Here is a 24,490-nt window from a genome sequence, read left to right as displayed (position 1 = left end):
AATTGCCAAAAAGGCCGCCAAAACCTGTCATTTTTGACATGTGGCGGCCAGATTCTTGCCTTTTTCTGAATTGCACCGGAAAACGATGCAGTCCATGTGCGTTTGTTGTGTATCGCGCAATAGTCCCGAACGTAAAATAGTTGGGATAAATCTGCGACGGAAAGAAGACATGGATCGGATCGAATGCGTGGTAATCGGAGCGGGCGTCGTCGGACTGGCGATCGCTCGCGCCCTGGCGATGCGCGGACGCGAGGTCATCGTGCTGGAATCGGGCGAGGGCATCGGCATCGGCACGAGTTCGCGCAACAGCGAGGTGATTCACGCCGGCATTTACTATCCGCGCGGGTCGCTGAAGGCCGAGTTGTGCGTGCGCGGGCGCGACATGCTCTACGAGTTCTGCCGTGCGCATGGCGTGCCGCATCGGCAATGCGGCAAGCTGCTCGTCGCCACCGCGCGCAATCAGGTGCCGCAACTGGCGGCGCTGCAGCAGAAGGGCATCGAGAACCGCGTCAAGGAACTCGAGCGCATCAGCGGCGCGCAGGCGGCGGAGATGGAGCCGCAACTGCAATGCGTCGAGGCGGTGTGGTCGCCGCTGACGGGTATCGTCGACAGTCATCAGTACATGCTCGCGCTGCAGGGGCAGGCGGAGAACCACGGCGCGAACATCGTGTTTCATACGCCGGTCGCTTCCATCGATGCACGCGAGGGCTGTTTCATCGTCCAGACGGGCGGCGAGTCGCCTGCGCGGTTCCGGGCGTCGTATCTGATCAACAGCGCGGGACTGCATGCGAACGCGATCGCGCAGAGCATTCGCGGCCTCGACGACCGCCACGTGCCGCCGCTCTACTTCGCCAAGGGCAATTACTTCAGCGTGAGCGGACGCGCGCCGTTCGAGCGGCTGATCTACCCGATGCCCAACGAAGCGGGGCTGGGCGTGCATCTGACGATCGATCTCGGCGGGCAGGCGAAGTTCGGCCCGGACGTCGAGTGGGTGCAGGCGCTCAACTATGATGTCGATCCGCGCCGCGCCGATTCCTTCTACGCCGCGATTCGCGCGTACTGGCCGGGTTTGCCCGACGACGCCTTGCAGCCCGCCTACGCGGGCATCCGGCCGAAACTGTCCGGCCCGGGTCAGGCCGCGGCGGATTTCGTGATTCAGGGCAAGTCGGCGCACGGCGTACCGGGACTCGTGAACCTGTTCGGCATCGAATCGCCGGGATTGACGGCCTCGCTTGCGATCGCCCAGCGCGTGGCGGATATGGCGCGCTAGAGCGACATGCGACTTTCCGCCGTCCCTTATCTCTAACATTTGGCGTCGTCGACTCGCTTCCAGATTGTTATGCTCGGATATCGCCGTCGCCAAGAACGGCGCTATCCCCCAATACAACATGGAGCGAGTCACCATGAAGACATCACGTCGCGCGTTTCTCATCACCAGCGCGGGCGTCGCCTCGACGTTCGCGCTCGGCTCCCGAGCCACCTTCGCCGCCGATGCGCCGAAAGTCGCCGAAAGCGATCCCACCGCGCAGGCACTCGGCTACAAGGAAGACGCGAGCAAGGTCGACAAGGCCAAGTACCCGAAATACGCCGCCGGCCAGGACTGCGGCAACTGTCAGTTCTATCAGGGCAAGCCGACGGACGCCTATGCGCCGTGCCCGATGTTCAGCAACAAGCAGGTCGCATCCAAGGGCTGGTGCAGCGCGTATGTGAAGAAGGCATAAGTGCGATCGACGTCACACGAAAAGCGCGCCCGGCCGGAAGGCCCGGCGCGCTTTCTTTCGTTCGCAATTAGCTTGATCGGGAGAAAAACCGTCTTTACACTCGCCAAGGCAAAAAGAGCCGCGCGTGTGCATATTTCGAACAAAGCGCGGTCAACGAGTCCGGCGGGCAGCGCGCGTGACGGCGTCCGCCCAGCACGACACCCAATGACCTTAGGGGATCGCATGCCAGGAAGACCATTGAACGCGCGCGCCGTGGCGGCCGCGGTCATCGGCAACGCGCTTGAGTGGTACGACTTCACCGTGTTCGGTTTCATGACGGTCGTCATCGCCCGCCTGTTCTTTCCGAGCGACAGCGATTACTCGTCGATTCTTCTGACCACCGCGACCTTCGGCGTGGCGTTCGTGATGCGGCCGGTCGGCGGCATCGTCCTCGGTCTCTATGCAGATCGCGCGGGGCGCAAGGCGGCGCTGACGCTCGTCATCGGGCTCATGACGCTCGGCATCTTCCTGCTCGCGATCGCGCCGCCGTACTCGGCGATCGGCATCGGCGCGCCGCTCGTCATCGTGTTCGCGCGGCTGTTGCAGGGATTTTCCGCAGGCGGCGAGTTCGGCAGCTCGACGGCACTTCTGATCGAAGCGGCGCCGTTCTCGAAGCGCGGCTTCTACGGCAGCTTCCAGATGGCGAGCCAGGCCGCTTCGCTGCTGCTCGGCGCGATCGTCGGCTCGGCGATTTCGCGCGGCCTTTCACCCGAGGCGCTGGATTCATGGGGATGGCGCGTGCCGTTCATCCTCGGCCTCGTGATCGGGCCGGTCGGCTTGTATATCCGCCGCAACATGGCCGACACCGAAGCGTTCCTGCACGCGAAGAAGACCGCGCGCCGCGCCACGCTCGGGGAAGTGTTCAGCACGCATAGCCGCGAAGTGCTGTGCGGGCTCGGCTCGGTGATCGCGCTGACGGTCAGCGTGTATGTGCTGATCGCCTATCTGCCGACTTTCGCCGTCAAGCAACTGAAACTGCCGTTCGGGCAGTCGTTCACGGCGTTGATCGTCGGCAATCTGCTGTTGACGGTGCTGTCGCCGGTCGCGGGCGCGTGGTCCGACCGCATCGGCCGCAAGGGTCTTTCGCTGTGGTCGCTCGCGATCACGCTCGTCGTGATCTATCCGCTTTTCGCGTGGCTCGCGGCAGAGCCGAGCCTGATGCGGCTCGTCATCGTGCAGGCGCTGCTGTCGATCTCGCTCTCGGGCTACTATGGGCCGTTCGGCGCGCTCATCGCCGAGCTGTTTCCTGCGCACGTGCGCTCCACGGGGCTTTCTCTCGCGTACAACATCGCGGTCATGATCTTCGGCGGCTTCGGCCAGTTCATCGTGACGTGGCTCATCCGCGTCACCGGTTCGCAACTCGCGCCCACCTTCTATGTGATGGGCGGGCTCGTGCTCTCGTTGATCGCGGTGGCGTGCATTCCGGCGACGCGTCACGCGGATGTCGATGAAGCGCGCGATTTCATCCGCTAGGCGGCAATCAAATGAAAGTAATCGAAAGTGGCAAGTTCACGGCCGACCGCGCATGGGGCGCGCTCGATATCTGCGTGATGAACGGCACGTCGTGCCGCCTGCACTGGACGGACACGCCATACAAATGGCACGTGAACGACGGTGAGGAAGTGTTCGCCGTCATGCAGGGCGAAGTGCGGATGCATGTGCGTGGCGGCGAAGGCGAGCGCGTTCTGACGCTGCGCGCCGGCGACATCTTTCATGCCCAGGCCGGCGATGAGCATTTCGCCGAACCCGTCGGCGAGGCGCGCATTCTGGTGATCGAGAAGGAAGGGAGCGTGTGAGGGACACGCGTGGCGATCGTGCGCTTCAGGAGCCGCGAAGCGCACGGAGCGGACAAGGAACTTAACGCTCCAGACCGGCCTTCACCAGCAATTCGGCCAGCACTTCCGTCATCCCGCCATCATGCGCTTCGGCGCGCGACTTCAGTTGCGTCACGAGCTTTTCATCGAGCTTGCACGCGAATGGCACGAGACCCTTCGCCTGATCGAGCTTGCGCTGCTCGCGGCGATCGGTCTTTTGCGCATCCGCGCTGCCCACGCGTGCGCGGCCGCCTTGCTTCAGGTCGTTGGCCAGTTTGAATGCTTTGGTCTGTTCCAGTTGAAATTTGTTCACGCGATGCTCCAGGGCGAAGATTGAGGTCAGGGGCCGTATTGTACGGAACGCGACGACCGTCTCAGCGGCCCGCTTCCGCCAGCGCGTCGATCCGCGCGCGCATGCGCCGCCAGTGCGAGCCTTCCCAGAACACGCGACGACACACGTCGCAGGTGACGAAGCGCGTATGCCGCTCGCGCACGCCTTCGGGCACGCGGCCGTCGATTTCGCCGGGCACGGCCGGACGCAATGGCGCGTTGCACATCAGGCAGAGTCGAAACGCCCGCACATGCTGCGCGAGGTCGAGGCGCTCCGAGACTTCGCGGAACTGTTCGTCGGGTTGAAGCGCGCGGACATAGCAGCCGCGCAAGACGGTGCGGCGCTTGAGCAGTTCGCGATCGCGCGTGAGCACGATGCGCGATTCGTCCTGCGCGAGCTGCTCGATTTCATCGTCGGGGAAGTTGTTGTCGTAGCGGGTATCGAAGCCCGCGAGCCGCAGCAGTTGCGCGAGCCCGCCGAGATGCGCATCGGCGATGAAGCGCAGGTCCGCCGCGCGCAACGATGGCCGCAGCAGCGCAGCGCCGTTCGCCATGCCTCCGGGCGCATGATGCGCGGGATAGACCTCGATGACGTCGTCGGCTTCGATCTGCGCGTCGAACCCGACCGGGCGGCCGTTCCTCACGATCAGATCGACTTCCGTGTGCGGCACGCCGAGCGCCTCGATCATGTGCTTGGTCGATGAAGACTTCGCGCACGCGCACACGAACACGTGCCCGCGCAAGGGTCGAGCGAGGAAATCGTTCAGTTCGCGATGGAAGTGAAAGCGCGCCTTGACCATGCAGTGAGTATCGCATTGCGCGCTTCTGCGCGCTTTGCGTCGATATGCTTTACTGGCGCTCGGGCCGCGCGGCTTCCAGCGCGCGGCGAGCAAACAAGGTCAAGGAGCACGCGAGTATGGACATCGGATTCATTGGACTGGGCGAAATGGGCGGCGCGATGGCGAGCAACGCGCTCAAGGCGGGACATACGGTGCGCGTCTGGAACCGCTCGCGCGACAAGACGCGCGCGCTCGCGGACCAGGGCGCGTCGGTGGTCGATACGCCCGAGCAGGCGTTCGCCGGCGATGCCGCGTTCTCCATGCTCGCCGACGACAACGCGCTGCGCTCGGTGCTCGTCGACGGCGGTCTGCTCAAGCACGCGCCGAAGGGCCTCGTGCACGTCAATATGGCGACGATCTCGGCGGCGCTGGCCGTCGAACTGGCCGAGCTGCATGCGCAGCACGGCGTCGCGTATGTCGCCGCACCAGTGCTCGGGCGGCCGGACGTCGCGGCGGCGGGCAAGCTCAACATTCTCGCGGCGGGCGCAAGCGATGCCATCGACCGCGTGCAGCCCGTGCTCGATGCGCTCGGCCAGAAAACCTGGCGCGTCGGCAGCGAGCCGCAGCACGCGAACGTGCTCAAGCTCGCGGCGAATTTCATGCTGGCATCGGCGATCGAAAGCTTCGGCGAGGCGGCGGCGCTCGTGAGCGGCCACGGCATCGAAGCGCAGACGCTGCTCGACGTCATCACGAACTCGCTGTTCCCGGGGCCGGTGTATCAGGGCTACGGCAAGATGATCGCAGAGCGCCGCTACGAGCCTGCGCTCTTCAAGGCGCGGCTCGGGCTGAAGGACGTGCGTCTCGCGATCGCCGCCGGCGATGCCGTGAACGTGCCGCTGCCCGTGGCGAGCGTCGTGCGCGACAACCTCGTCGACGCACTCGCGCACGGCGACGGCGATAAGGACTTCGCCGTGCTCGGTCAGGTGGCGGCCCGGCGCGCCGGCCGCTGATTCCATTTTCGCGGTGTGGCAGGCGGCCTCGTGCCGGAATCAGCGGGGCGGACGGCATAATGCGAGTCCCGTTCCTTTCTCCGCCACGCCGCAATGAGCCTGCATCTCTGGTGGCTGTTCGTCGCCACGGTCTTCGTCGTTTCCGCGATTCCCGGACCCAACATGCTGCTCGTCATGACGCACGGCGCGCGTCATGGCCTCAAACGCTCGACGGCGACCATGGCCGGCTGTCTCACGGCGCTCGTCATCATGCTGTCGGTATCGGCGGCAGGGCTGGGCGTGCTTCTCGAAGCGTGGCCGCGTCTGTTCGATACGCTGCGCCTCGTCGGCGCGGCGTATCTCGTCTGGCTCGGCGTGAAGAGCTGGCGCGCGAAAACGAGCGCGGTCGACGTGCGCGATGACAGCGGCGCCGCGCATTCCTCCCGACGCTTCACGCTCTTTCGCAACGGCTTTCTCGTCGCGAGCAGCAATCCGAAGGCGATTCTCTTCGCGGCGGCGTTGCTGCCGCAGTTCATCGACGCGAATCTGCCGGTCTTGCCGCAATTCGCGGTTCTCGTATCGACGTTCGCCGTGATCGAGGTGAGTTGGTACACGGTGTATGCGGGCCTGGGCGCGCGCATCGGCGAAAAGCTGAAGAGCGCGAGCGTCGCGCGGGCGTTCAACCGCCTGACGGGCGGTGTGTTCGTCGGCTTCGGCGCGATGATGGCGCTCGTGCGCCACTGACGCGCCAAACGTCTGCATGAACGGGTGCACGGCTTGCTTGAGCTTGTAGTACTTGATTCGCTTTCGAACATACATACGCGGCCGGCGGGTGCATAGTCGCGCTCGTCGGGAAAAACAGATCGAAAGGAGGCGCCCCGTGCATCTGATTGGCCGACGCTCCGCCTGGGCCGCCGCCTTGCTGTGTTTCGGTGTATTAGCAACGACATCCGCGCGCGCCGACGACACCCCGAGCCCTTGCGATGCGCTCAAACGCATCGTGGCTGCTGCGCCGAATTTTTCATCTCTTTCGGCGAACGATGGCCGCGCGGTAGCGCTGCCCTATGGCGACGACGCGACATGCGCCGCATCGCCGACGAACTATCGATGCACGTGGACCTTGCATGGCGGTTCAAGCGCCGACGCGTTGCAAAGTGTGGCGGCGGACATCGCATCGTGTCTGCCCGACGCGACGCACGACCAGAACGCGCCCGCGCGCCAGCATTTCTACCTGGGCGCACGCACCGCGCGCACCGAGATCACGGCGGCGCAGGCGGGTTCGAACAGATTGAAACTCGAAATCAACGGTTTCCGGTGAGGCCATCGTGAGCAAGCGCATTCTCATAGCCGACGACGACGACGATGCGCTTTCCGGCCTCGCGAACCTGCTGACCGGCATGGGCCACGAAGTGGCGCTCGCGGCAAACGGCGCGCAAGCCGTCGAGGTCGCGGTGCAGTTCGATCCCGAAGTCGTGATTCTCGATCTCGGCATGCCGCTCGTCGACGGACTCGCGGCGGCGCGCGCCTTGCGCCGATTGCCGAACGGCCACGCAATCATGCTGGTCGCGCTGACAGGCTGGGGACAGCCGCAGCATAGGGAAATGACGAACGACGCCGGGTTCGATGTGCATCTCGTCAAACCGATTTCCGGCGATCAACTCCAGTTCATCCTGTCGATGATGCAGCCCTGATTCGCTGTGCGTTCGCGCGTCGGTGTGCCGCAACACGCAATGTTGCGACGCACCAATATTCTTGGTATATTTACTCCTGTCTCCTCCATGTCTCCACTGATATGGATTCAGCCCGCCAGCTTGGCGGGCTTTTTTTCGTCTGTACGTTTCGATGCTGCGTCGCGTCGGCGGGCGAAAAAAAGGCCGATGCGCATTGGAGCGAATCGGCCTTCGGGTTTTGCTGCGACAGCGGGATCAGCGGGCGAGACCGGTCTCCTCGTTTGCGCCGATCGCCAGATTCATGCACTGGATCGCCGCGCCCGACGCACCCTTTCCGAGATTATCCAGCCGCGCGACCGTCACGAAGCGCTCGTCGTTGCCGAACACGAAAATGTCGACGCGGTTGGTGTCGTTGCAGGCTTGCACGTCGAAGAAGCCGGCGTCGAGATTGCTTTCGGCGTCGAACGGCATGACGCGCACGAACGGCTCGTTGTTGTAGTACTCGGCCAGCATGTCGCGCACGTCCTGCGGCTTGGCGGGGCGCGAGAGCTGGTCCGGCGAGAAATACGTCGTCACCGCGAGACCCTTCAGGAATGCGCCGACGATCGGCGTGAAGACGGGCGCGCGCGCGAGACCCGTGCGCACGGACATTTCCGGCAGATGCTTGTGCGTCAGGCTCAGTGCGTAAGGGCGCGGGCTCATGAGTCGCTCGTTGCCGCCCGCTTCGTACTCCGCGATCATTTTCTTGCCGCCGCCGCTGTAGCCGGTGATCGAATAGGCATGCGCGTCGAAATCGGCGGGGACGAGACCGCCCGCCACGAGGGGCTGCACCGACAGCACGAACGCCGACGCGTGGCAGCCCGGCACCGCGATGCGCTTCGACGTGCGCAGACGCTCGCGCTGCGCACGCGCGAGCTCGGGCAGGCCGTACGCCCAGTCGTCCTGCGTGCGGAAGGCCGTGCTGGCGTCGATCATCACGGTGCGCGTGTTGTCCTTGTCGACGAGCGAAACCGATTCGCGCGACGCAACATCCGGCAGGCACAGGAACGTTACGTCCGACGCGTTGATGAGCCAGCGGCGCTCCTCGATGTCCTTGCGCTTCGCTTCCTCGATACGCAACACCTCGATGTCACGGCGCTGCGACAGATATTCGAAAATCTTCAGGCCGGTGGTGCCTTCCTGTCCGTCGACAAATACTTTCGTGGTCATCTCGATCTCGCTGGTTCGTGCGGACGCTCGCCGCAAAACCGACATTTTAGTGCGATTCCGCGGCGGGTTGATGTCCGCGGTTTTCGTCGCCGGCCCGGTTGCCGACCCAGCGCGCCGTCACCGCGGCGATGCGTGCCCCGTAGACTTTCGCGGTTTCGAGATCGCCGGGCGGCGGGGCTTCATCCGGCGAGGCATCCGCGGGCGATTGCGTGAGGAGGCCCGTGAACCCGCCGACGAAATTCAGATCGTTACGCGTGGCCGCCTTGGTGTTCGACGGCATCATGCCCGTGCCGATCCAGATCATCCCGTGCTGCATCGCTAGCGTAACGAAATAGGAGATGGTCAGGAATTTGTCGCCGTTCATGTGCGCCGAGTTGGTGAATCCGGCCGCGATCTTGTCCTTCCATTTCTGCGAGAACCAGGGCTTCGAACTCGCGTCGGCGAACTTTTTGAAATCGGCGGACGGCCCGCCCATGTATGTCGGCGCGCCGAAGACGATGGCGTCGGCGGCGTCGAGTTCGGCCCATGCAGCGTCGTCGAGGTCACCGACGGCGATCAGTTTCACGTTCGCGCCGGCGTCGGCTGCGCCGCTGAGCACCGCTTCCGCGACTTTCTTCGTGTGGCCGTAGCCGCTGTGATAAACGATGATGATGTTCGGCATGGTTTCCCCGAGTCACTTCCTGCGCCGCCGCCTGTACGGACGCGTGCCTTGCGGACGGTCCAGGCCAGTCTAGCAAAGACAATTTTTAACCGAGCGGCGTAAGCGCGCGGTTCTCTACTTCAGGCTAACGGCCGTATGTAAAGGTGAGCTGTGCGCTGGCGATCGTCATCGTGCGGATTTCGTGCTCGAACATGAGGGCGGGCGTGCCTTGGCGCAGGCGCAGGTCGGCGCTGCCTAGCGCGTAGACAGTCACGATATAACGATGCGGCTTGCCGGGCGGCGGGCACGGGCCGCCGTAGCCTTCCGTGTCCCAGTCGTTGCGCGCCTCGACGGCCCCCATCTTGCGTAGCGCGCCCGACGCGCTCGCGTTGCCCGCCAGGTGATCCGTGCCAACCGGAATGCCCGCGACCGCCCAGTGCCACCAGCCGCGCCCCGGCGCGTCGGGATCGAAGACCGTCACGGCGAAGCTGCGCGTGTTGGCGGGTGCGCCGTGCCAGGAAATCTGCGGCGAGCGGTTGCCGCCCTTGCATTCGGACTGATCGAAAAGGAGTGTCGGCCCGATGGTCTTGCCGGGCGCGAGGTCTGTGCTGGAGACGGTGAACGCGGGGTCGGCCGCGGCCTCGTGCGAATGGGCGAAAACCGCCGCCGCGAAGGCGATGAAGAGTACTGATGCGACATGGCCAGTCGAACTCACGCGTCGGCCGGTGAGGCGCATGGGCTGAACTCCTGTCAGTATCGTCGCGCGTTATAGCAGCGTTTCGCTGGCTGCAACGATGTTTTTTGTCTCAGTGATGCGCTTCGTACTAGCTTGCAGTTTAACATTGCAACAAAGCATAAAAGTCTTAAATCCTTGGGACTTAACCGATGGCGCACGGAGCGCCACCGGTTTCGACGTAGTGCGCAGCGCCTTGACGGCGATGATTTCAAACTCTAATGAACGCAGACATGAGTAATTCGACGCAGATTCGCGCGGCAACTAATCGACTGAAATACAGGAGAAGTTAAATGAGCCAGCGAATAAAAGTCATCATCGCAGACGATCATCCGGTCATTCTGTTTGGCACGACACAGGCCCTCAACAAGTTTCCGGAGGTGGACGTCATCGGTCAGGCCCGTCAGTCGACCGAACTCGTCCAGTTGCTCCAAAAGGAGCCATGCGATGTCCTCGTCACCGATCTCGCCATGCCCGGCGGCTCTTATGGCGACGGCATGCCTTTGCTCGGCTATATCGGCCGGCAGTTTCCACGCGTGAAACTCGTCGTGCTGACCATGCTCGAAAATCCGGCCTTGCTCAAACGTTTGCGCGAAGTGGGCGTGATGTCGATCATCAACAAGGCCGACGACATGAACCACATCGGCTGGGCGATCCAGCACGTCATGCGCGGGCAGGAGTACCTCGGCCCGTCCGTCAAGGCGGCGCTCGACAGCATGGGGCTCGGCGCGAACGGACAGCAGCGTAGCGTGATCCTGTCCAAGCGCGAGCTGGAAGTGGTGCGCCTGTTCGTTTCGGGCATGACGATTACGGAAATTGCCGGACAATTGCGGCGCAGTATCAAGACAATCAGCACGCAAAAGAACACCGCAATGCGAAAACTCGGCATCGAGCGCGATTCCGAATTGTTTCAGTATGCGCAAAGCAACGGCTTAATGAATCTCTCCGCCTATTCCGGCGACGGTTCGCTCGACGATTCATCGCTTCCCAATCCCAATTCGCTGTAAGCGATTTTTGAATGCCGAATAAAAAAAGCCGCCGACTTCCGTCAGCGGCTTTTTTATTTTAATTGCTTCGTGCGGGTCAATGCTTATTGCGGGGCAGCGGTCGCGCCGCCGTGCGCAGCCGACCATTCCGCCGGTGCGTGCAGGAATTTTTCGACTTCATCGAGCGTCTTCGACTCGAAGTAGCCTTGCTCCTTCGCGACGCGCAACACGTCCCACCAGGTGGCGAGCGCGTGCAGATCGACGTCGATGTCTTTCAGCACCGACACGCTCTCCTTGAAGATGTTGTAGTGGAAGAGCACGAAGCAGTGGTTCACCGTCGCGCCCGCCGTGCGCAGCGCGTTGATGAAGTTGATCTTGCTGCGGCTGTCGGTGGTCAGGTCTTCGACCAGCAGCACGCGCTGGCCCTCAGTCAGCAAACCTTCGATCTGCGCGTTGCGCCCGAAACCCTTCGGCTTCTTGCGGACGTATTGCATCGGCACCATCAGGCGGTCGGCGATCCACGCGGCGAACGGGATACCCGCGGTCTCGCCGCCGGCGACGGCGTCGATCTGCTCGTAGCCGACATCGCGAAGAATGGTCGCTTCGGCCATCTCCATCAGGCCGCGGCGCACGCGCGGATAGGAGATCAGCTTGCGGCAGTCGATATACACCGGGCTCGCCCAGCCGGACGTGAAGATGTACGGTTTTTCCGCGTTGAAGTGCACCGCCTGCACTTCGAGCAGCATCTTGGCGGTGGTGTCGGAGATCGTCTGGCGATCGAAGCCTGTCATGGGCGAATCCTTGGACTTGTGTGGCGCTTGAAGAAGCGGGAGGCGGCCGCGAGGGCCTTGGCGCATGGGTTCGGTGCGAAGCGAGCATTCCTTCCGGAGGGCTTCTTCGCATGCCCTGCGCGCGTGTCGGCGGGACTCGGCGCTTCAGCGCCTGGTGCCGCCCCAGGCACAGCTAGCCCGGCATTTTACCTGAGCCGGCGTGCCTGGGCGAATTGTTTGCAGGTTGTGAAAGCGCGGTGCTCACGCGTAAACTCGCGGCGCTGCGCATACCCTTCTTTACCTCGATGACATCTGTTTCCTCCACGAACGATTCCGCCGCCGCGCCAACCCGCCACGCGCTGCAGGCGCTCGTCGCGTCCATGCTCGGCTATGCGATGGACGGCTTCGATCTGCTGATCCTAGGCTTCATGCTGCCCGCGATCGCCGCCGACCTGCATCTCACGCCCGCACAATCCGGCGCGCTCGTCACCTGGACGCTCGCCGGGGCCGTCGCGGGCGGCGTCGTGTTCGGCATGCTGTCCGACTACTTTGGCCGCGTGCGCATGCTGACCTGGACGATTCTCGTGTTCGCCGTCTTCACCGGCATGTGCGCGCTCGCGCAGGGTTACGGCGACTTGCTGATCTATCGCACCATCGCCGGGATCGGCCTGGGCGGCGAGTTCGGGATCGGCATGGCGCTCGTTGCCGAGGCGTGGCCCGCGCGGCTGCGCGCCCGCGTGTCGTCGTATGTGGGGATCGGCTGGCAACTGGGCGTGCTCGCCGCCGCGCTCATCACGCCGATGCTGCTGCCCGTGATCGGCTGGCGCGGCATGTTCGCGGTCGGGCTGCTGCCGGCGGTCGTCTCGTTTTTCGTGCGGCGACGCGTGGACGAACCCGCGTTGTTCACCGAACGCCGCGCGGCTGCGAAAACCGCCGCCGCCCGCAAGTTGCCGCTCAGGCGTCTTTTCGACGACGCCCGTACGGCGCGCGCGAGCCTCGGCGTGATCGTCCTGTGCTCGGTGCAGAACTTCGGTTATTACGGGCTGATGATCTGGCTGCCGAGCTATCTGTCGAAGACGTTCGGCTACTCGTTGACGAAATCCGGCCTCTGGACCGCGTCCACCGTGCTCGGCATGGCGTTCGGCATCTGGCTGTTCGGTCTGGCGGCGGACCGCTTCGGGCGCAAACCGGCGTTTCTCGTCTACCAGTTTGGCGCGGTCGCGATGGTGTTCGTCTATTCCAGTTTGACGAGCCCGGCGGCGCTCCTGATCGGCGGCGCGGTGATGGGCGTGTTCGTCAACGGCATGCTCGGCGGCTACGGCGCGCTGATCTCCGAGATCTATCCGACCGATGCGCGCGCGACCGCGCAGAACGTGCTGTTCAATATCGGGCGCGCGGTGGGTGGACTCGGTCCGGTCGCGGTCGGCGCGCTGGCCGCGCGTTATTCGTTCGCGGTGGCGCTCGCATTCCTCGCGTCGATCTATCTGCTCGACGTCGTTGCGACGCTCTTTCTCATTCCCGAAAAACGCGGCGCGGCCCTCGACTGAGCGCATCGTCGCCGGATGAAACTGCGCTGAAACGTTGCATCGCGTCATTTCAAGTGCGCGGTGTACACTGAATGTCCCAAAAAAAACCAAAGGCTCCGTCTGCTCGTTCGATCCCGACGAGCGGCACGTTGCGTCTATCCGACGCCCCGAGCACATGAATCTTGGTCCATCGATTCACATTCCCGCATTCATTGCAACACGGTCGACGGCGGTGTGAACCCTGTTCAAATAATTCTCAAACGTCTCAGGTCAAATCATGGACGAACAACTGAAGCAAAGTGCCCTCGCGTATCACCAGAATCCTCGCCCCGGCAAGATTTCGGTTACACCGACCAAGCCGCTTTCCAACCAGCTCGACCTGTCGCTCGCGTATTCGCCGGGCGTCGCGGCCGCGTGCATGGCGATCTACGATGAGCCGCTCGACGCGCAGAAGTACACGTCGCGTGCGAACCTCGTCGGCGTCGTGACGAACGGCACGGCCGTTTTGGGTCTCGGCAACATCGGCCCGCTCGCGGCCAAGCCGGTGATGGAAGGCAAGGGGTGTCTCTTCAAGAAGTTCGCGGGCATCGACGTATTCGATATCGAGTTGGCGGAAACCGATCCGGACAAGCTCGTCGATGCGATCGCGATGCTCGAGCCCACGCTGGGCGGCATCAATCTCGAGGACATCAAGGCGCCCGAATGCTTCTACATCGAGAAGAAGCTGCGCGAGCGCATGAAGATTCCCGTTTTCCATGACGATCAGCACGGTACGGCGATCATCGCATCGGCGGCGATTCTCAACGGCCTGAAAGTGGTCGGCAAGAAGCTGGACGAAGTGAAGCTCGTGTGCTCGGGCGCGGGCGCGGCGGCGATCGCGTGTCTTGACCTGCTCGTCCACCTCGGCCTGAAGAAGTCGAACACGCTCGTGGTCGATTCGAAGGGCGTGATTTACGAAGGCCGCGGCAATCTGGATGCATCGAAGGAGCGCTATCAGGCTACGACCGACGCGCGCACGCTCGCCGATGCGATGCACGGTTGCGACGTCTTCCTAGGCTGCTCGAGCGCGGGCGTGCTGAAGGCGGAAATGGTCGAGACGATGGCCGGCAAGCCGCTGATTCTCGCGCTGGCGAATCCCGAGCCGGAAATTCGTCCGGAAGAAGCGAAGCGGGTGCGTCCGGACTGTATCGTCGCGACAGGCCGTTCGGACTATCCGAATCAGGTCAACAACGTGCTGTGCTTCCCGTTCATCTTCCGCGGCGCGCTGGACGTCGGCGCGACGACGATCACCGAAGAGATGAAGCTCGCGTGCGTGCGCGCGATCGCCGAACTCGCGGAAGAAACCGATCAGGGCGATGAAGTCGCGAAGGCCTACGAAGGCCATTCGCTGGAATTCGGCCCGGAATATCTGATTCCGAAGCCCTTCGATCCGCGCCTGATCATCAAGATCGCGCCGGCCGTGGCGCAAGCCGCGATGGATTCCGGCGTCGCGACTCGCCCGATCAACGACATGGACGCGTATCGCGAGACGCTCGGCGCGACGGTGTATCGCACGGGCATGGTGATGCGTCCGGTATTCGCGGCGGCGAAGGCTGCGCCGGCGCGCATCGCGTTCGCGGAAGGCGAGGACGAGCGGGTGCTGCGCGCCGCGCAGTTCGTGCTGCTCGAGAAGATTGCGAAGCCGATCATCATCGGGCGGCCGGCTGTCGTCGAAATGCGTCTGCAGAAGATGGGCTCGAAGCTGAAGCCGGGCGTCGATTTCGAGATCGTGAATCCGGAAGACGATCCGCGTTATCAGAAGAGCTGGCAGGCGTATCACGAGATCGCCGCGCGTCAGGGCGTGACGCCCGAAAGCGCGAAGGCCGCGCTGCGCAAGTTCAACACGCTGATCGGCGCGATCCTGGTTCACACCGGCGACGCGGACGGGATGATCTGCGGTCTCATCGACACGTATCAGGATCACCTGAAGTTCATCGATCAGGTGCTCGGCAAGGCGGAAGGCGCGAACAACTTCGCGGCGATGAATCTGCTGATGCTGCAAGGGCGCAATCTGTTCATCAGCGACACGTACGTCAACGAAATGCCGACGCCCGAGCAGCTCGCCGACATGACGATTCTGGCGGCGCGCGAAATCGAACGGTTCGGGATTCAGCCGAAGGTCGCGCTGGTGTCGAATTCGAACTTCGGCAGCGTGCAGAGCGCGTCGAGCAAGCGGATGGCGGACGCGCGCAAGCTGATCGCCGAGCGTGCGCCGGAACTCGAAATCGACGGCGAAATGCACGGCGATGCGGCGCTTTCCGAAGCTGTGCGCAAGGCTTCGTTCCCGGGGACCACACTGCATGGCGAGGCGAATCTGCTGATCATGCCGAACGTCGAAGCGGCGAACATCACCTACAACCTGCTCAAGATGGTGAGCGGCGAGGGCGTGACCGTCGGGCCGTTCCTGCTCGGCGCTTCGAAGCCGGTGCATATCCTGACGCCGGCGGCGACCGTGCGCCGGATCATCAATATGACGGCGGTGGCGAGCGCGAATGCGCGCGTAGCGAAGTAACGCGACATCGCGTTGGGAAGAGGAACGGCGATCCGGGTGACCGGATCGCCGTTTTTTTATTGACGCGGTTCGCTCGATGGTCGACCTCGCGAACCGCCTTCGAGCGTGACCCAACCAGAATCAGGCCACCTGCCGCTTTTCCCCGCCTTCGTTATTCCGCCAGCGCGCAAGCAACGCATTCCATTTGATCTTCGCGGCCTTCACGTTGTTGTCCTTGATGTGCCCATAACCGCGCATGGAATCGGGAAGATTCGCGAGTTCGACGGCGAGTTGCAGGTTCTGCGCCGTCAGTCCGCCGATCAACTCGCGCACCAGAGCCTCGTACTCGCCGATCAACGCCCGTTCCATCTTCCGTTCTTCCGTGCGTCCGAACGGATCGAGCGCCGTACCGCGCAGGAACTTCAGCTTGGCGAGCACGCGCATCGCCGACATCATCCACGGACCGTACTGCTTCTTCACCAGATGCCCGTGCGCGTCCTTCTTCGAAAAACTCGGCGGCGCGAGATGCATCTTGATCTTCCAGTCGCCTTCGAAGCTGTTCTTCACCTTGTCGAGGAACACCGGATCGGCATAAAGACGCGCGACTTCGTATTCGTCCTTGTACGCCATCAGCTTGTGCAGGTTCTTCGCGACGGCCTCGGTCAGCGGATACTGCCCGTCGCCCGAACCCAGCGCCGCTTCCTTCGCGCGCACTTCGGCAACCAGCCGTCCGTACCGCGCTGCGTAAGCCGTGTTCTGATACTTCGCGAGATAGTCGAGACGCTTGTCGATGAGCGCGTCGAGCGCCTTCGGCGTATGCAGCGCGATGACCTTGCCCGGCGCTTCCTGTACGCCGTGCTGCGCATCGGCCAGACGGCGCACGGCTTCGAGATCGTGCGCCGCGCGACGGCCCCATTCGAATGCCGCGAGATTCTTCTCGATCTGCACCGCATTCAGCTCGATGGCGCGCGCCAGCGACTCATGCCGCAACGGCACCCAACCCTTCTGCCAGGCGAACCCGAGCACGAACGGATTCGTATAGATCGCATCGCCCATCAGCGCGACGGCGAAGCGGTTCGCATCGACGAGCGCGACATGCTGGCCCGCCGCCGCGCGAATATCCGCCTCCGCGCTCGCGCCCGGAAAACTCCAGTTCGGGTTCTTGATGAACTCGGCGGTTGGCGTCTGCGCGCTGTTCACGACGACACGCGTGTGATCGGGCTGCATCCGCGAGCCGCATTCGTTGCTCGCGGTGACGATCGCATCGCAACCGATGACGAGATCCGCCTCGCCCATCGCGATACGCGTCGCGTGGATATCGGTCGGACGGTTGGCGATCTGCACATGGCTCATCACGGCGCCGCCTTTCTGCGCGAGGCCGGTGACGTCGAGCACGGTGACGCCCTTCTGCTCCAGATGCGCCGCCATGCCGAGCAGCGCGCCGATCGTCACGACGCCCGTCCCGCCGACGCCCGTGACCAGCACGCCATACGGCCGCGCGATCTCCGGAAGCTCGGGCGTCGGCACGGGCGACATCGCATCGCTCGCGATGCTCGTCGCCTTCGGCTTTTTCAACTGGCCGCCTTCCACCGTCACGAAACTCGGGCAGAAGCCGTTCAGACACGAGTAGTCCTTGTTGCACGTCGACTGATTGATCTGGCGCTTCGTGCCGTACTCGGTATCGAGCGGCTCGACCGACAGGCAGTTCGACTTCACCGAGCAATCGCCGCAGCCTTCGCACACCGCTTCGTTGATGACGACGCGCTTCGCCGGATCGGGGAACGCGCCGCGCTTGCGGCGGCGGCGCTTCTCGGTCGCGCAGGTCTGGTCGTAGATCAGGATCGACGTGCCCGCCACCTCGCGCAGTTGCCGCTGAATATCGTCCAGCTTGTCGCGATGATGCACGTCGATGCCCGGCGCCAGCCCGACGCTCGCCGTGTACTTTTCCGGCTCATCCGTGACGATGACGATCTTCGCCGCGCCTTCCGCCGCGAGCTGATGCGTGATCTGCGGAACGGTCAGCACGCCGTCGACGGGCTGGCCGCCGGTCATCGCGACGGCATCGTTATAGAGAATCTTGTAGGTGATGTTCACCTTCGCTGCGATCGCCGCGCGGATCGCGAGCAGGCCCGAATGGAAATACGTGCCGTCGCCGAGATTGGCGAAAACGTGCTTGTCGTTCGAGAACGGCGACTGGCCGACCCACGCGACGCCTTCGCCGCCCATCTGGCTGAAGGTGCTCGTGTTGCGGTCCATCCAGACCGTCATGTAGTGGCAGCCGATGCCCGCCATCGCGCGCGAGCCTTCCGGCACGTTCGTCGAGGTATTGTGCGGGCAGCCCGAGCAGAACCACGGTTTGCGTTCCGCCTCGACGCGCGGCCGCGCGAGCGACCTCTCCTTCGCTTCGATCACGGCGATACGCGTCGCAATGCGCGCGCGCACGTCGGCGGGCAAATCGAATTTTTCGAGGCGCGTCGCGATGGCCTTCGCAATGATCGCGGGCGACAGCTCGTAGTGCGCGGGCAAGAGCCAGTTGCCCATCGGCACGGACCATTCGCCGCCTGCGCCGTCTTTTTCATCGAACTTGCCGTACACGCGCGGACGTTGCGCATCCGGCCAGTTATAGAGTTCTTCCTTGATCGCGTATTCGAGAATCTGGCGCTTTTCCTCGACGACCAGAATCTCTTCCAGCCCACGCGCGAATTCCTGCGCGCCTTGCGCTTCGAGCGGCCATACGCAGCCGACCTTGTAGAGACGGATGCCGATTTGCGCGCACGTCGCGTCATCGAGGCCGAGATCGGTCAGCGCCTGACGGACATCGAGATAGGCTTTGCCGCCGGTCATGATGCCAAAGCGCGCATGCGGCGAATCGATTTCCACGCGGTCCAGCTTGTTCGCGCGCACGTAGGCGAGCGCGGCGTACCACTTGTAGTCGAGCAGACGCGCTTCCTGCACGAGCGGCGGATCCGGCCAGCGGATGTTCAGGCCGCCATCGGGCATCGCGAAATCGGTCGGGAGCACGATCTTCGTGCGATGCGGATCGATATCCACCGATGCCGACGACTCCACGACATCCGTCACGCATTTCATCGCGACCCAGAGGCCGGAGTAGCGGGACATCGCCCAGCCGTGCAGACCGAAGTCGAGATATTCCTGCACGTTGGACGGAAACAGCACCGGCAGGCCGCACGCCTTGAAAATGTGCTCCGACTGATGCGCGAGCGTCGATGATTTCGCGGCGTGATCGTCGCCGGCGAGCACGAGAACGCCGCCGTACTTCGCCGATCCGGCGGAATTTCCGTGCTTGAAGACATCGCCGGAACGGTCGACGCCCGGGCCTTTGCCGTACCACATCGAGAAGACGCCGTCGTATTTGGCGCTCGGGTACAGGTTCACTTGCTGCGAGCCCCACACGGCGGTGGCGGCGAGATCTTCGTTCACGCCCGGCTGAAACACGATTTGATGGCCGGCGAGATGCTTCTTCGCCTTCCAGAGCGACTGGTCGAGACCGCCGAGGGGAGAACCGCGGTAACCGGAGATGAATCCGGCGGTGTTGAGACCGGCGGCCTTGTCGCGCTCTTGTTGCAGCATCGGCAGGCGCACCAGGGCCTGGATGCCGCTCATGTAGGCGCGGCCGCGTTCGAGCGTGTATTTGTCGTCTAGCGTGACGGACTTCAATGCGGCTTCTAGCGAAGCTCTTTGTTCTGCATCTAGCGGGGCGTTCATTATGTGTCTTCCTCCACCCGAGGTTTGGGATCACCAAAGCATGTTTCGGGCCGTTTCATCTTGTGAATGCGTAGGCCGGGACTTCAAGTTTGCCGGTGCGGTGATCTTTCAGGCACTGGTACAAACCCGTTAAAAATTCCTCACTTACCGAGGCTTTGCGTCAGATCCTTGACGATTTGACCGCCATCGGGAGCGTTTTGTTACAGCGTGTAAATTCGACCGAGCGGCGGAACCCTGTCGCGCATCGCTGTCTAAAAGGTCGCTTCCGGAGTTCCCGTGCAATTTTTCTGTGCACATTTTGGCATCCGAAAGCGAGCCGTACACATGCAGTTAGAAGGAGATAACGATGAAACAACGCCACATCCAGAATGTCTTGATGGTTTCGGCGGCCTTTTTCGCCATCAGCGCGCCGATTGGCGGCGCACGCGCGAATAGTGCCTCGCCGTTCGGGGCGTCGTCGGTTGCACAGGTCGCGCAAATGCGCGTTCAGTCGGTTCAGGCCGGTGCTCAAAAGCGCCGTGAATCGGAAAGCAGCGACGACGAGACGGCGGGCTGACCCGCTCTTCGCGGTCCGTGTTGACTGGGGCGGGCCGCCTGAATGAACAAAGGGACATGGACCTTCGCGGTCCATGTCCCTTTTTAATGCCCGCGTTGCGGTGCGTTCAACCTGCGGTCGTGTCCTTCAGCACGCCGCGGCGCATCTGATCCAGTTCGATCGATTCAAAGAGCGCCTTGAAGTTGCCTTCGCCGAAGCCCTGATTGCCCTTGCGCTGGATGATCTCGAAAAAGATCGGCCCGATCTGGTTTTCCGTGAAAATCTGCAGCAGGATTTCGTCCTTGGTGCCGTCGATCAGAATCTTGCGCTTCTTCAACTCCGCGACCGATTCGACGTGACCCGGCACCCGGCGATCGACGAGCTCGTAATATGTATCGATAGTGTCGAGCAGCGCGATGTTCGCGCCGCGCAGGCCGTCGACGGTGCTGTAGATGTCACCGGTGCCGAGCGCGATGTGCTGAATGCCTTCACCGCGATACGCGTCGAGATATTCCTGAATTTGTCCCGCGTTCTCCGAGCCTTCCTCATTGATCGGAATGCGGATCTTGCCGCACGGTGACGTCATCGCCTTCGATTTCACCGCCGTCACCTTGCCTTCGATATCGAAATAGCGGACTTCGCGGAAGTTGAAGAGCCGCTCGTAGAACTCCGCCCACTCGACCATGCGGCCGCGGTGCACGTTGTGCGTCAGGTGATCGATATAGGTCAGTCCGTGGCCCACCGGATTCTGCTCCGCGCCCGAAATCGGCTCGAAATCGACGTCGTAAATGCTGATATCGCCGATGCTGCCCGGCTGCGCGCCGTTCTTGCCGCGCCAGCGGTCGACGAAGTAGATCAGCGAATCGCCGATGCCTTTGATCGCCGGAATGTTCAGCTCCATCGGGCCGGTTTTATTGTCGAAGCCCCATGCGCCGAGGTCGAGCGCGCGCTTGTACGCCTTGGCGGCATCGGCGACGCGGAACGCGATCGCGCAGATCGACGGACCGTGCAGGCGCGCGAAGCGCTGCGCGAACGAATCCGGCTCGGCGTTGACGATGAAGTTGATTTCACCCTGGCGATAGAGCGTCACGTCCTTGTGACGATGCTTCGCGATCGCAGTGAAGCCCATCTGCTCGAACAGCTTGCCGAGCGCGACCGGGTCCGGTGCGGTGTATTCGATGAACTCGAAGCCGTCGGTGCCGACGGGATTCTCCCAGGTCGTTGCGGTCATGCATGTCTCCTGATCTTAGATGCGGCGCGATGTGCGCGACGTGGAGACAGTTTAGTCAGGCGGCACTGGCAAAAACTTGCGAAACAAACCGGCGATTCATAAGATTGCGCACGATGCTGCCAATTTACAGCGGCGAGGAGCTACGAAATGGCTGAGCTTGAATTGGACACGATTGACCGCCGAATTCTGGCCATTCTTCAGGAAAATGGACGGCTGTCGAATCAGGAAATCGCGGATCGCGTGAATTTGTCGCCGAGCCCGTGTTTGCGGCGCATTCGGCGGCTGGAGGAAATCGGCGTGATCCGCGGTTATGTCGCCTTGCTCGACGCGAAGAAACTCGGGCTTGGCCTGCTCGCGTACATCAACGTGCGCCTGGAAAAGCGCGGCGGCACGCAGGCCGCCGCAGGCACGCCGAAAGCGCCGACGCACGGCGATCTCTTTCGCGAAGCGGTGCGTTCATGGCCGGAGGTCGTCGCCTGCGACGCGATGACCGGCGAGATGGACTTTCTATTGCGCGTGCAAGTGCGCGACATGGATGACTTTTCGCGCTTCGTGCAGGATGAGTTGCTGCACCATCCGTCCGTCATCGATGTGCGCTCGAGCTTCTCGCTGGAGCGCATCAAGGAAACGACGGTTCTGCCGCTGCGTTAAAAGACGAAGGGCGGTCAGTGCCGCCCTTGTTGGTCCCGCGCGCAGCGCATCCCCGCGCTGTTCTCGAAGCTGATTACGCGGCGTCTTTTGCCGGAATGAACGCCTGGAAAACCTGCGACGCGCGATGCGCCTGGCGCTTGATCGCGTAGTCGAACACGGCGGCCTGCTCCTGAAGCATTTCGGCCACGATGCTGGTTTGGTCCGCCGGCGCGAGCGAGAGATAAGCATCCGCTTCGCCGTAAGCGTATTCGATCTTCATGCCCGACTTTTTCGCGATGTGCATCATGGTCGAATTACGCGACAGGCAGTGCATATAGAGCACCGACACGTGCGTGTTGCGGCTGCGCATGGCGGCACGCTCGAAAAGCTTCGAACCGATGCCACGGCCGCGTGCGCTTTCGAGCACCGACACGCCGAACTCGGCTGTACGCTTGTCGCCCTCGGCGGGCAGGTACGCCAGATGGCCAACGCCGATCAATTCGAGCGCGCCACCGAACACGCCGAACACCGTGTCGTTCGTGAAGTTGATATTGCGGACATAGTTCTCGATGACGTGATCCGGCACGAGCTGGCCGAAGCGCAGGAGACGGTCGTCTTCATCGAGAGCGAGAAAGTGAGTGAGGAGACGCTCGCGATCTGCCGAGGACAACTCGCGGACGAGAACCGGCATGCGCGCGTCTTTGAGCGGCTGATCGTGCGCGACGATTTGCTCGGCAGTGCGGTTGATGGTCAGTTCCATGGTCGTTTCTCCGTCATTCGTGATGCAGCATGCTGCAAAGCAAAACGAATTTTAGCCGATTCCGGAGAAACGCATACGGGAAAACCCTTAAAACTTCCTAGACCACACCTTCTAAACACGTACTGAAAAGAACTTAAATCATGAAAAATCAGTCACTTAAATACATTGCGCAGAAGCGACAATTCGCCGTCCGGAGGGTTTGCTGTGTTGCAACATCAGATTAGTCGCCGTTGAGTCCGTTTTCGATCATATCGACCACCTGTTCCGCGAACTCGCGGTAGCCGAGCTTGCCGCCGGGTTTGAGCCACGTGAACGTCCAGTTGATCATGCCGAACACCATCATGGTCAGCGCGGTCTGGTCGTCCTTCGTCGCGCGTTTCGGATAAGCTCGCGCAAGCTGTCGCGCGAAGGCCGCCACGATGTCGCGCTGCCGGTCGAGGACGATTTCGCGCTGCGCCTGTTCCAGGTACTTCACATCGTTCAGAAGCGCGACGTGCCGGCTGTGCGACGTCTCGTATTCGGCGAGAAACGCGCGTACGAGATCGGCGAAAGCCTCGCGCTCACTCAGTCCGCGCCGCTGACTGGCGCCTTCCACTTCCGCGATGATCAGCATCAGGCGCTTGGTGTAGCGGTCGAGCAGATCGAAGAGGATCGCTTCCTTGCTCACGTAATAGTGATAGAGGCGGGCCTTCGACGTGCCGCTCGCGGCGGCGAGATCGGCCATCGAGGTGCTGGGATAGCTCGTCTGGGCAAATTTCGCGGCGGCGAGTTCGAGGATCTGTTCGCGTTGCGTCTCGTGATCGGGCGCTTTGGTACGGGCCATGTGTTCGAAAAGTGCGTTCTTTTAGGTATAGGTTCAGCGGCGCAGTTCGGCCTGACTCATCTCGGACGGCGTGCCGCGGATTTTAAGCCGTCCCGCCGTAACGAGTTCGCGGCAGCGCCAGAATGCGACGGAATCGGAGAGCATGAAATCGAAGCGCTGTCCCATCGCCGCGCCGGCGATCTCGCGCGCCGGTTTCCATTCGGGACCGGCGAGGTCGAGCAAGGCTTCGTCGATGTCGATCCACGTTCCCGAAATCAGCATGTTGTCGCGCAGGCGGCGCGTGTCGGCGTTGGCATGTTTCGCTTCCTGCCATTCGAGCGCGAGCCGGCTGATGCGCAGCACGGAAATCGGCGCGGCGCTCGGCAGCTTCGCGAGCAGTTGCTTCGGCGAAAACATCCCGACGGCCGTCGCGCGGTCGGCGCGGCCTACGCGTTCGGGATCGCTCGCGTCGGTCGCAATCGTCAGATCATCGTGAGTGAGCTTTGCTTCGTTCAGACGTTGCGGCGCGTTGCGCAGGTGATAGGCGACCCGTCGCAAGGTGAGCTGATCGGCCGCGCTCTGGCCATGCCACACGACGACCTGTTCATCGCCGCGCGCAAGGCGGCCGAATAGTGCCTGCTGTGCTCGGAGTTCGCCCTCGAAGTCGATGCCGCTGTTCAGAACCTGACGCCAGAACGTCGCGCGCATGAGCGGCGATTCGTCGATGTCCCTGATCGGACCGACGGCGAGATCGTCGCGCAGCGCGATGACGCGCTCCGCGCGTTCGGCGCGCCGCAAGGCTTCCGTGAGGGCTTGGGCCGCGCAATCGCCATTCGTGACGTGAATCATGTTCATCGGTGTCGGGATGCCGGAAGGACGAAGGGACCGCTTGGGTGAACGGTCCTAGTTTACGCGAATCGAATGGCGTCCGGCTGGATCTAGCGCTCGTCGAAACTCACGACCACCCGCTCGCTCACCGGATGACATTGGCAAGTCAGCACGAAGCCGTCATCGATTTCATGTTGTTCGAGCGTGTAGTTCTTTTCCATCTTCACTTCGCCTTCGAGCAC

Annotated in this window: 24 protein-coding genes and 1 pseudogene; 13 read left to right on the top strand and 12 right to left on the bottom strand. The window is 62.8% G+C overall.

All coding sequences use genetic code 11. From position 1 onward, the window contains the following. Window positions 1-169: 169 nt before the first annotated feature. From NCS58_RS13715 to NCS58_RS13700, 4 genes are all read left to right on the top strand, one after another. Window positions 170-1,270, top strand: a complete 1,101-nt coding sequence (locus tag NCS58_RS13715) for an NAD(P)/FAD-dependent oxidoreductase (protein WP_250538582.1) — start codon at window positions 170-172, stop codon at window positions 1,268-1,270. 133 nt (window positions 1,271-1,403) lie between these two features. Continuing rightward, window positions 1,404-1,721 carry a high-potential iron-sulfur protein gene (locus NCS58_RS13710; RefSeq protein WP_061120331.1) on the top strand — a complete coding sequence of 106 codons (318 nt, stop codon included), beginning with the start codon at window positions 1,404-1,406 and terminating at the stop codon, window positions 1,719-1,721. A 222-nt stretch (window positions 1,722-1,943) separates the two neighbouring features. Next, on the top strand, window positions 1,944-3,233 hold the full coding sequence (locus NCS58_RS13705; protein WP_061120306.1) for an MFS transporter: 1,290 nt from the start codon (window positions 1,944-1,946) through the stop codon (window positions 3,231-3,233). An 11-nt stretch (window positions 3,234-3,244) separates the two neighbouring features. Then, on the top strand, window positions 3,245-3,556 hold the full coding sequence (locus tag NCS58_RS13700; RefSeq protein WP_061120307.1) for a cupin domain-containing protein: 312 nt from the start codon (window positions 3,245-3,247) through the stop codon (window positions 3,554-3,556). Window positions 3,557-3,617: 61 nt separating this feature from the next. On the opposite strand, the gene NCS58_RS13695 is transcribed toward NCS58_RS13700, so the two are convergent. Then, window positions 3,618-3,887, bottom strand: a complete 270-nt coding sequence (locus NCS58_RS13695) for a hypothetical protein (protein WP_061120308.1) — start codon at window positions 3,885-3,887, stop codon at window positions 3,618-3,620. A gap of 61 nt (window positions 3,888-3,948) precedes the next feature. Continuing rightward, on the bottom strand, window positions 3,949-4,704 hold the full coding sequence (locus NCS58_RS13690) for a Mut7-C RNAse domain-containing protein (RefSeq protein ID WP_061120309.1): 756 nt from the start codon (window positions 4,702-4,704) through the stop codon (window positions 3,949-3,951). Window positions 4,705-4,748: 44 nt separating this feature from the next. On the opposite strand from NCS58_RS13690, the gene NCS58_RS13685 reads away from it, so the two are divergent. The 4 genes from NCS58_RS13685 (at window position 4,749) to NCS58_RS13670 (ending at window position 7,363) form a co-directional block, all read left to right on the top strand. Next, window positions 4,749-5,693, top strand: a complete 945-nt coding sequence (locus NCS58_RS13685; RefSeq protein WP_284502261.1) for an NAD(P)-dependent oxidoreductase — start codon at window positions 4,749-4,751, stop codon at window positions 5,691-5,693. A gap of 93 nt (window positions 5,694-5,786) precedes the next feature. After that, on the top strand, window positions 5,787-6,416 hold the full coding sequence (locus NCS58_RS13680; RefSeq protein WP_250538580.1) for a LysE family translocator: 630 nt from the start codon (window positions 5,787-5,789) through the stop codon (window positions 6,414-6,416). A gap of 142 nt (window positions 6,417-6,558) precedes the next feature. Then, the gene (locus tag NCS58_RS13675; RefSeq protein WP_096031961.1) at window positions 6,559-6,990 is read left to right on the top strand and encodes a hypothetical protein; all 432 of its coding nucleotides are present in this window, start codon (window positions 6,559-6,561) and stop codon (window positions 6,988-6,990) included. Window positions 6,991-6,997: 7 nt separating this feature from the next. After that, window positions 6,998-7,363, top strand: coding sequence for a response regulator (locus NCS58_RS13670; protein ID WP_061120312.1), 366 nt, complete (start codon window positions 6,998-7,000; stop codon window positions 7,361-7,363). A 234-nt stretch (window positions 7,364-7,597) separates the two neighbouring features. Here the strand turns inward: NCS58_RS13670 and argC are convergent, their stop codons facing one another. The 3 genes from argC to NCS58_RS13655 all read right to left on the bottom strand — a co-directional run bounded on the left by argC (window position 7,598) and on the right by NCS58_RS13655 (window position 9,927). After that, window positions 7,598-8,551, bottom strand: coding sequence for an N-acetyl-gamma-glutamyl-phosphate reductase (argC, locus tag NCS58_RS13665; RefSeq protein WP_250538579.1), 954 nt, complete (start codon window positions 8,549-8,551; stop codon window positions 7,598-7,600). 46 nt (window positions 8,552-8,597) lie between these two features. Then, a complete protein-coding gene (locus NCS58_RS13660) occupies window positions 8,598-9,212 on the bottom strand; it encodes a flavodoxin family protein (protein ID WP_061120313.1) in 615 nt (204 codons plus the stop codon). Between the two features lie 124 nt (window positions 9,213-9,336). Beyond that, complete coding sequence (locus NCS58_RS13655) at window positions 9,337-9,927, bottom strand: YbhB/YbcL family Raf kinase inhibitor-like protein (RefSeq protein ID WP_061120314.1); 591 nt, start codon at window positions 9,925-9,927, stop codon at window positions 9,337-9,339. A 290-nt stretch (window positions 9,928-10,217) separates the two neighbouring features. Here NCS58_RS13655 and NCS58_RS13650 point away from each other — a divergent pair, with 290 nt between their 5' ends. After that, complete coding sequence (locus NCS58_RS13650; RefSeq protein ID WP_250538578.1) at window positions 10,218-10,931, top strand: response regulator; 714 nt, start codon at window positions 10,218-10,220, stop codon at window positions 10,929-10,931. Window positions 10,932-11,014: 83 nt separating this feature from the next. Here NCS58_RS13650 and NCS58_RS13645 read toward each other — a convergent pair whose 3' ends face one another. Then, window positions 11,015-11,701 carry an orotate phosphoribosyltransferase gene (locus tag NCS58_RS13645; RefSeq protein ID WP_061120316.1) on the bottom strand — a complete coding sequence of 229 codons (687 nt, stop codon included), beginning with the start codon at window positions 11,699-11,701 and terminating at the stop codon, window positions 11,015-11,017. 284 nt (window positions 11,702-11,985) lie between these two features. Here NCS58_RS13645 and NCS58_RS13640 point away from each other — a divergent pair, with 284 nt between their 5' ends. Both NCS58_RS13640 and NCS58_RS13635 read left to right on the top strand, forming a co-directional pair. Beyond that, on the top strand, window positions 11,986-13,227 hold the full coding sequence (locus NCS58_RS13640) for an MFS transporter (RefSeq protein WP_250538602.1): 1,242 nt from the start codon (window positions 11,986-11,988) through the stop codon (window positions 13,225-13,227). Between the two features lie 256 nt (window positions 13,228-13,483). Beyond that, window positions 13,484-15,757, top strand: coding sequence for an NADP-dependent malic enzyme (locus NCS58_RS13635; RefSeq protein WP_250477176.1), 2,274 nt, complete (start codon window positions 13,484-13,486; stop codon window positions 15,755-15,757). Between the two features lie 120 nt (window positions 15,758-15,877). Here NCS58_RS13635 and NCS58_RS13630 read toward each other — a convergent pair whose 3' ends face one another. After that, window positions 15,878-19,462 (bottom strand): indolepyruvate ferredoxin oxidoreductase family protein, encoded by a 3,585-nt coding sequence (locus NCS58_RS13630; RefSeq protein WP_250538577.1) that lies wholly within the window; start codon window positions 19,460-19,462, stop codon window positions 15,878-15,880. Between the two features lie 346 nt (window positions 19,463-19,808). Between NCS58_RS13630 and NCS58_RS13625 the strand changes: the two genes are divergently transcribed. Further along, entirely contained in the window at window positions 19,809-20,018 is a 210-nt protein-coding gene (locus NCS58_RS13625) for a hypothetical protein (RefSeq protein ID WP_061120319.1), read from the top strand. A 106-nt stretch (window positions 20,019-20,124) separates the two neighbouring features. Here NCS58_RS13625 and hppD read toward each other — a convergent pair whose 3' ends face one another. Next, window positions 20,125-21,228, bottom strand: a complete 1,104-nt coding sequence (gene hppD / locus NCS58_RS13620; protein ID WP_061120320.1) for a 4-hydroxyphenylpyruvate dioxygenase — start codon at window positions 21,226-21,228, stop codon at window positions 20,125-20,127. A gap of 147 nt (window positions 21,229-21,375) precedes the next feature. Here hppD and NCS58_RS13615 point away from each other — a divergent pair, with 147 nt between their 5' ends. Further along, window positions 21,376-21,879 carry an Lrp/AsnC family transcriptional regulator gene (locus NCS58_RS13615; protein ID WP_061120321.1) on the top strand — a complete coding sequence of 168 codons (504 nt, stop codon included), beginning with the start codon at window positions 21,376-21,378 and terminating at the stop codon, window positions 21,877-21,879. A gap of 73 nt (window positions 21,880-21,952) precedes the next feature. On the opposite strand, the gene NCS58_RS13610 is transcribed toward NCS58_RS13615, so the two are convergent. From NCS58_RS13610 to NCS58_RS13595, 4 genes and pseudogenes are all read right to left on the bottom strand, one after another. Beyond that, a complete protein-coding gene (locus tag NCS58_RS13610; RefSeq protein ID WP_250477206.1) occupies window positions 21,953-22,549 on the bottom strand; it encodes a GNAT family N-acetyltransferase in 597 nt (198 codons plus the stop codon). Between the two features lie 289 nt (window positions 22,550-22,838). After that, entirely contained in the window at window positions 22,839-23,441 is a 603-nt protein-coding gene (locus NCS58_RS13605; protein WP_061120323.1) for a TetR/AcrR family transcriptional regulator, read from the bottom strand. Between the two features lie 33 nt (window positions 23,442-23,474). Beyond that, window positions 23,475-24,275, bottom strand: a complete 801-nt coding sequence (locus NCS58_RS13600) for a DUF1835 domain-containing protein (RefSeq protein WP_250538576.1) — start codon at window positions 24,273-24,275, stop codon at window positions 23,475-23,477. A gap of 83 nt (window positions 24,276-24,358) precedes the next feature. Then, window positions 24,359-24,490: pseudogene (locus tag NCS58_RS13595) on the bottom strand (phenylacetic acid degradation protein); the annotation flags it as partial.

Origin of the sequence: Caballeronia sp. INML3B (assembly GCF_023631305.1) — a bacterium.
Classification (GTDB): Bacteria; Pseudomonadota; Gammaproteobacteria; order Burkholderiales; family Burkholderiaceae; genus Caballeronia; species Caballeronia turbans.
This window is presented reverse-complemented; position numbering and strand designations above follow the sequence as displayed.

Bases quoted from the DNA above. Each gene is read 5' to 3' on its own strand.
- NCS58_RS13715 (WP_250538582.1), top strand. From the start codon at position 170: ATGGATCGGATCGAATGCGTGGTAATCGGAGCGGGCGTCGTCGGACTG.
- NCS58_RS13710 (WP_061120331.1), top strand. From the start codon at position 1,404: ATGAAGACATCACGTCGCGCGTTTCTCATCACCAGCGCGGGCGTCGCC.
- NCS58_RS13705 (WP_061120306.1), top strand. From the start codon at position 1,944: ATGCCAGGAAGACCATTGAACGCGCGCGCCGTGGCGGCCGCGGTCATC.
- NCS58_RS13700 (WP_061120307.1), top strand. From the start codon at position 3,245: ATGAAAGTAATCGAAAGTGGCAAGTTCACGGCCGACCGCGCATGGGGC.
- NCS58_RS13690 (WP_061120309.1), bottom strand. From the start codon at position 4,704: ATGGTCAAGGCGCGCTTTCACTTCCATCGCGAACTGAACGATTTCCTC.
- NCS58_RS13685 (WP_284502261.1), top strand. From the start codon at position 4,749: ATGCTTTACTGGCGCTCGGGCCGCGCGGCTTCCAGCGCGCGGCGAGCA.
- NCS58_RS13680 (WP_250538580.1), top strand. From the start codon at position 5,787: ATGAGCCTGCATCTCTGGTGGCTGTTCGTCGCCACGGTCTTCGTCGTT.
- argC (WP_250538579.1), bottom strand. From the start codon at position 8,551: ATGACCACGAAAGTATTTGTCGACGGACAGGAAGGCACCACCGGCCTG.
- NCS58_RS13660 (WP_061120313.1), bottom strand. From the start codon at position 9,212: ATGCCGAACATCATCATCGTTTATCACAGCGGCTACGGCCACACGAAG.
- NCS58_RS13655 (WP_061120314.1), bottom strand. From the start codon at position 9,927: ATGCGCCTCACCGGCCGACGCGTGAGTTCGACTGGCCATGTCGCATCA.
- NCS58_RS13650 (WP_250538578.1), top strand. From the start codon at position 10,218: ATGAGCCAGCGAATAAAAGTCATCATCGCAGACGATCATCCGGTCATT.
- NCS58_RS13645 (WP_061120316.1), bottom strand. From the start codon at position 11,701: ATGACAGGCTTCGATCGCCAGACGATCTCCGACACCACCGCCAAGATG.
- NCS58_RS13640 (WP_250538602.1), top strand. From the start codon at position 11,986: ATGACATCTGTTTCCTCCACGAACGATTCCGCCGCCGCGCCAACCCGC.
- NCS58_RS13635 (WP_250477176.1), top strand. From the start codon at position 13,484: ATGGACGAACAACTGAAGCAAAGTGCCCTCGCGTATCACCAGAATCCT.
- NCS58_RS13630 (WP_250538577.1), bottom strand. From the start codon at position 19,462: ATGAACGCCCCGCTAGATGCAGAACAAAGAGCTTCGCTAGAAGCCGCA.
- NCS58_RS13625 (WP_061120319.1), top strand. From the start codon at position 19,809: ATGAAACAACGCCACATCCAGAATGTCTTGATGGTTTCGGCGGCCTTT.
- hppD (WP_061120320.1), bottom strand. From the start codon at position 21,228: ATGACCGCAACGACCTGGGAGAATCCCGTCGGCACCGACGGCTTCGAG.
- NCS58_RS13615 (WP_061120321.1), top strand. From the start codon at position 21,376: ATGGCTGAGCTTGAATTGGACACGATTGACCGCCGAATTCTGGCCATT.
- NCS58_RS13610 (WP_250477206.1), bottom strand. From the start codon at position 22,549: ATGCCGGTTCTCGTCCGCGAGTTGTCCTCGGCAGATCGCGAGCGTCTC.
- NCS58_RS13605 (WP_061120323.1), bottom strand. From the start codon at position 23,441: ATGGCCCGTACCAAAGCGCCCGATCACGAGACGCAACGCGAACAGATC.
- NCS58_RS13600 (WP_250538576.1), bottom strand. From the start codon at position 24,275: ATGAACATGATTCACGTCACGAATGGCGATTGCGCGGCCCAAGCCCTC.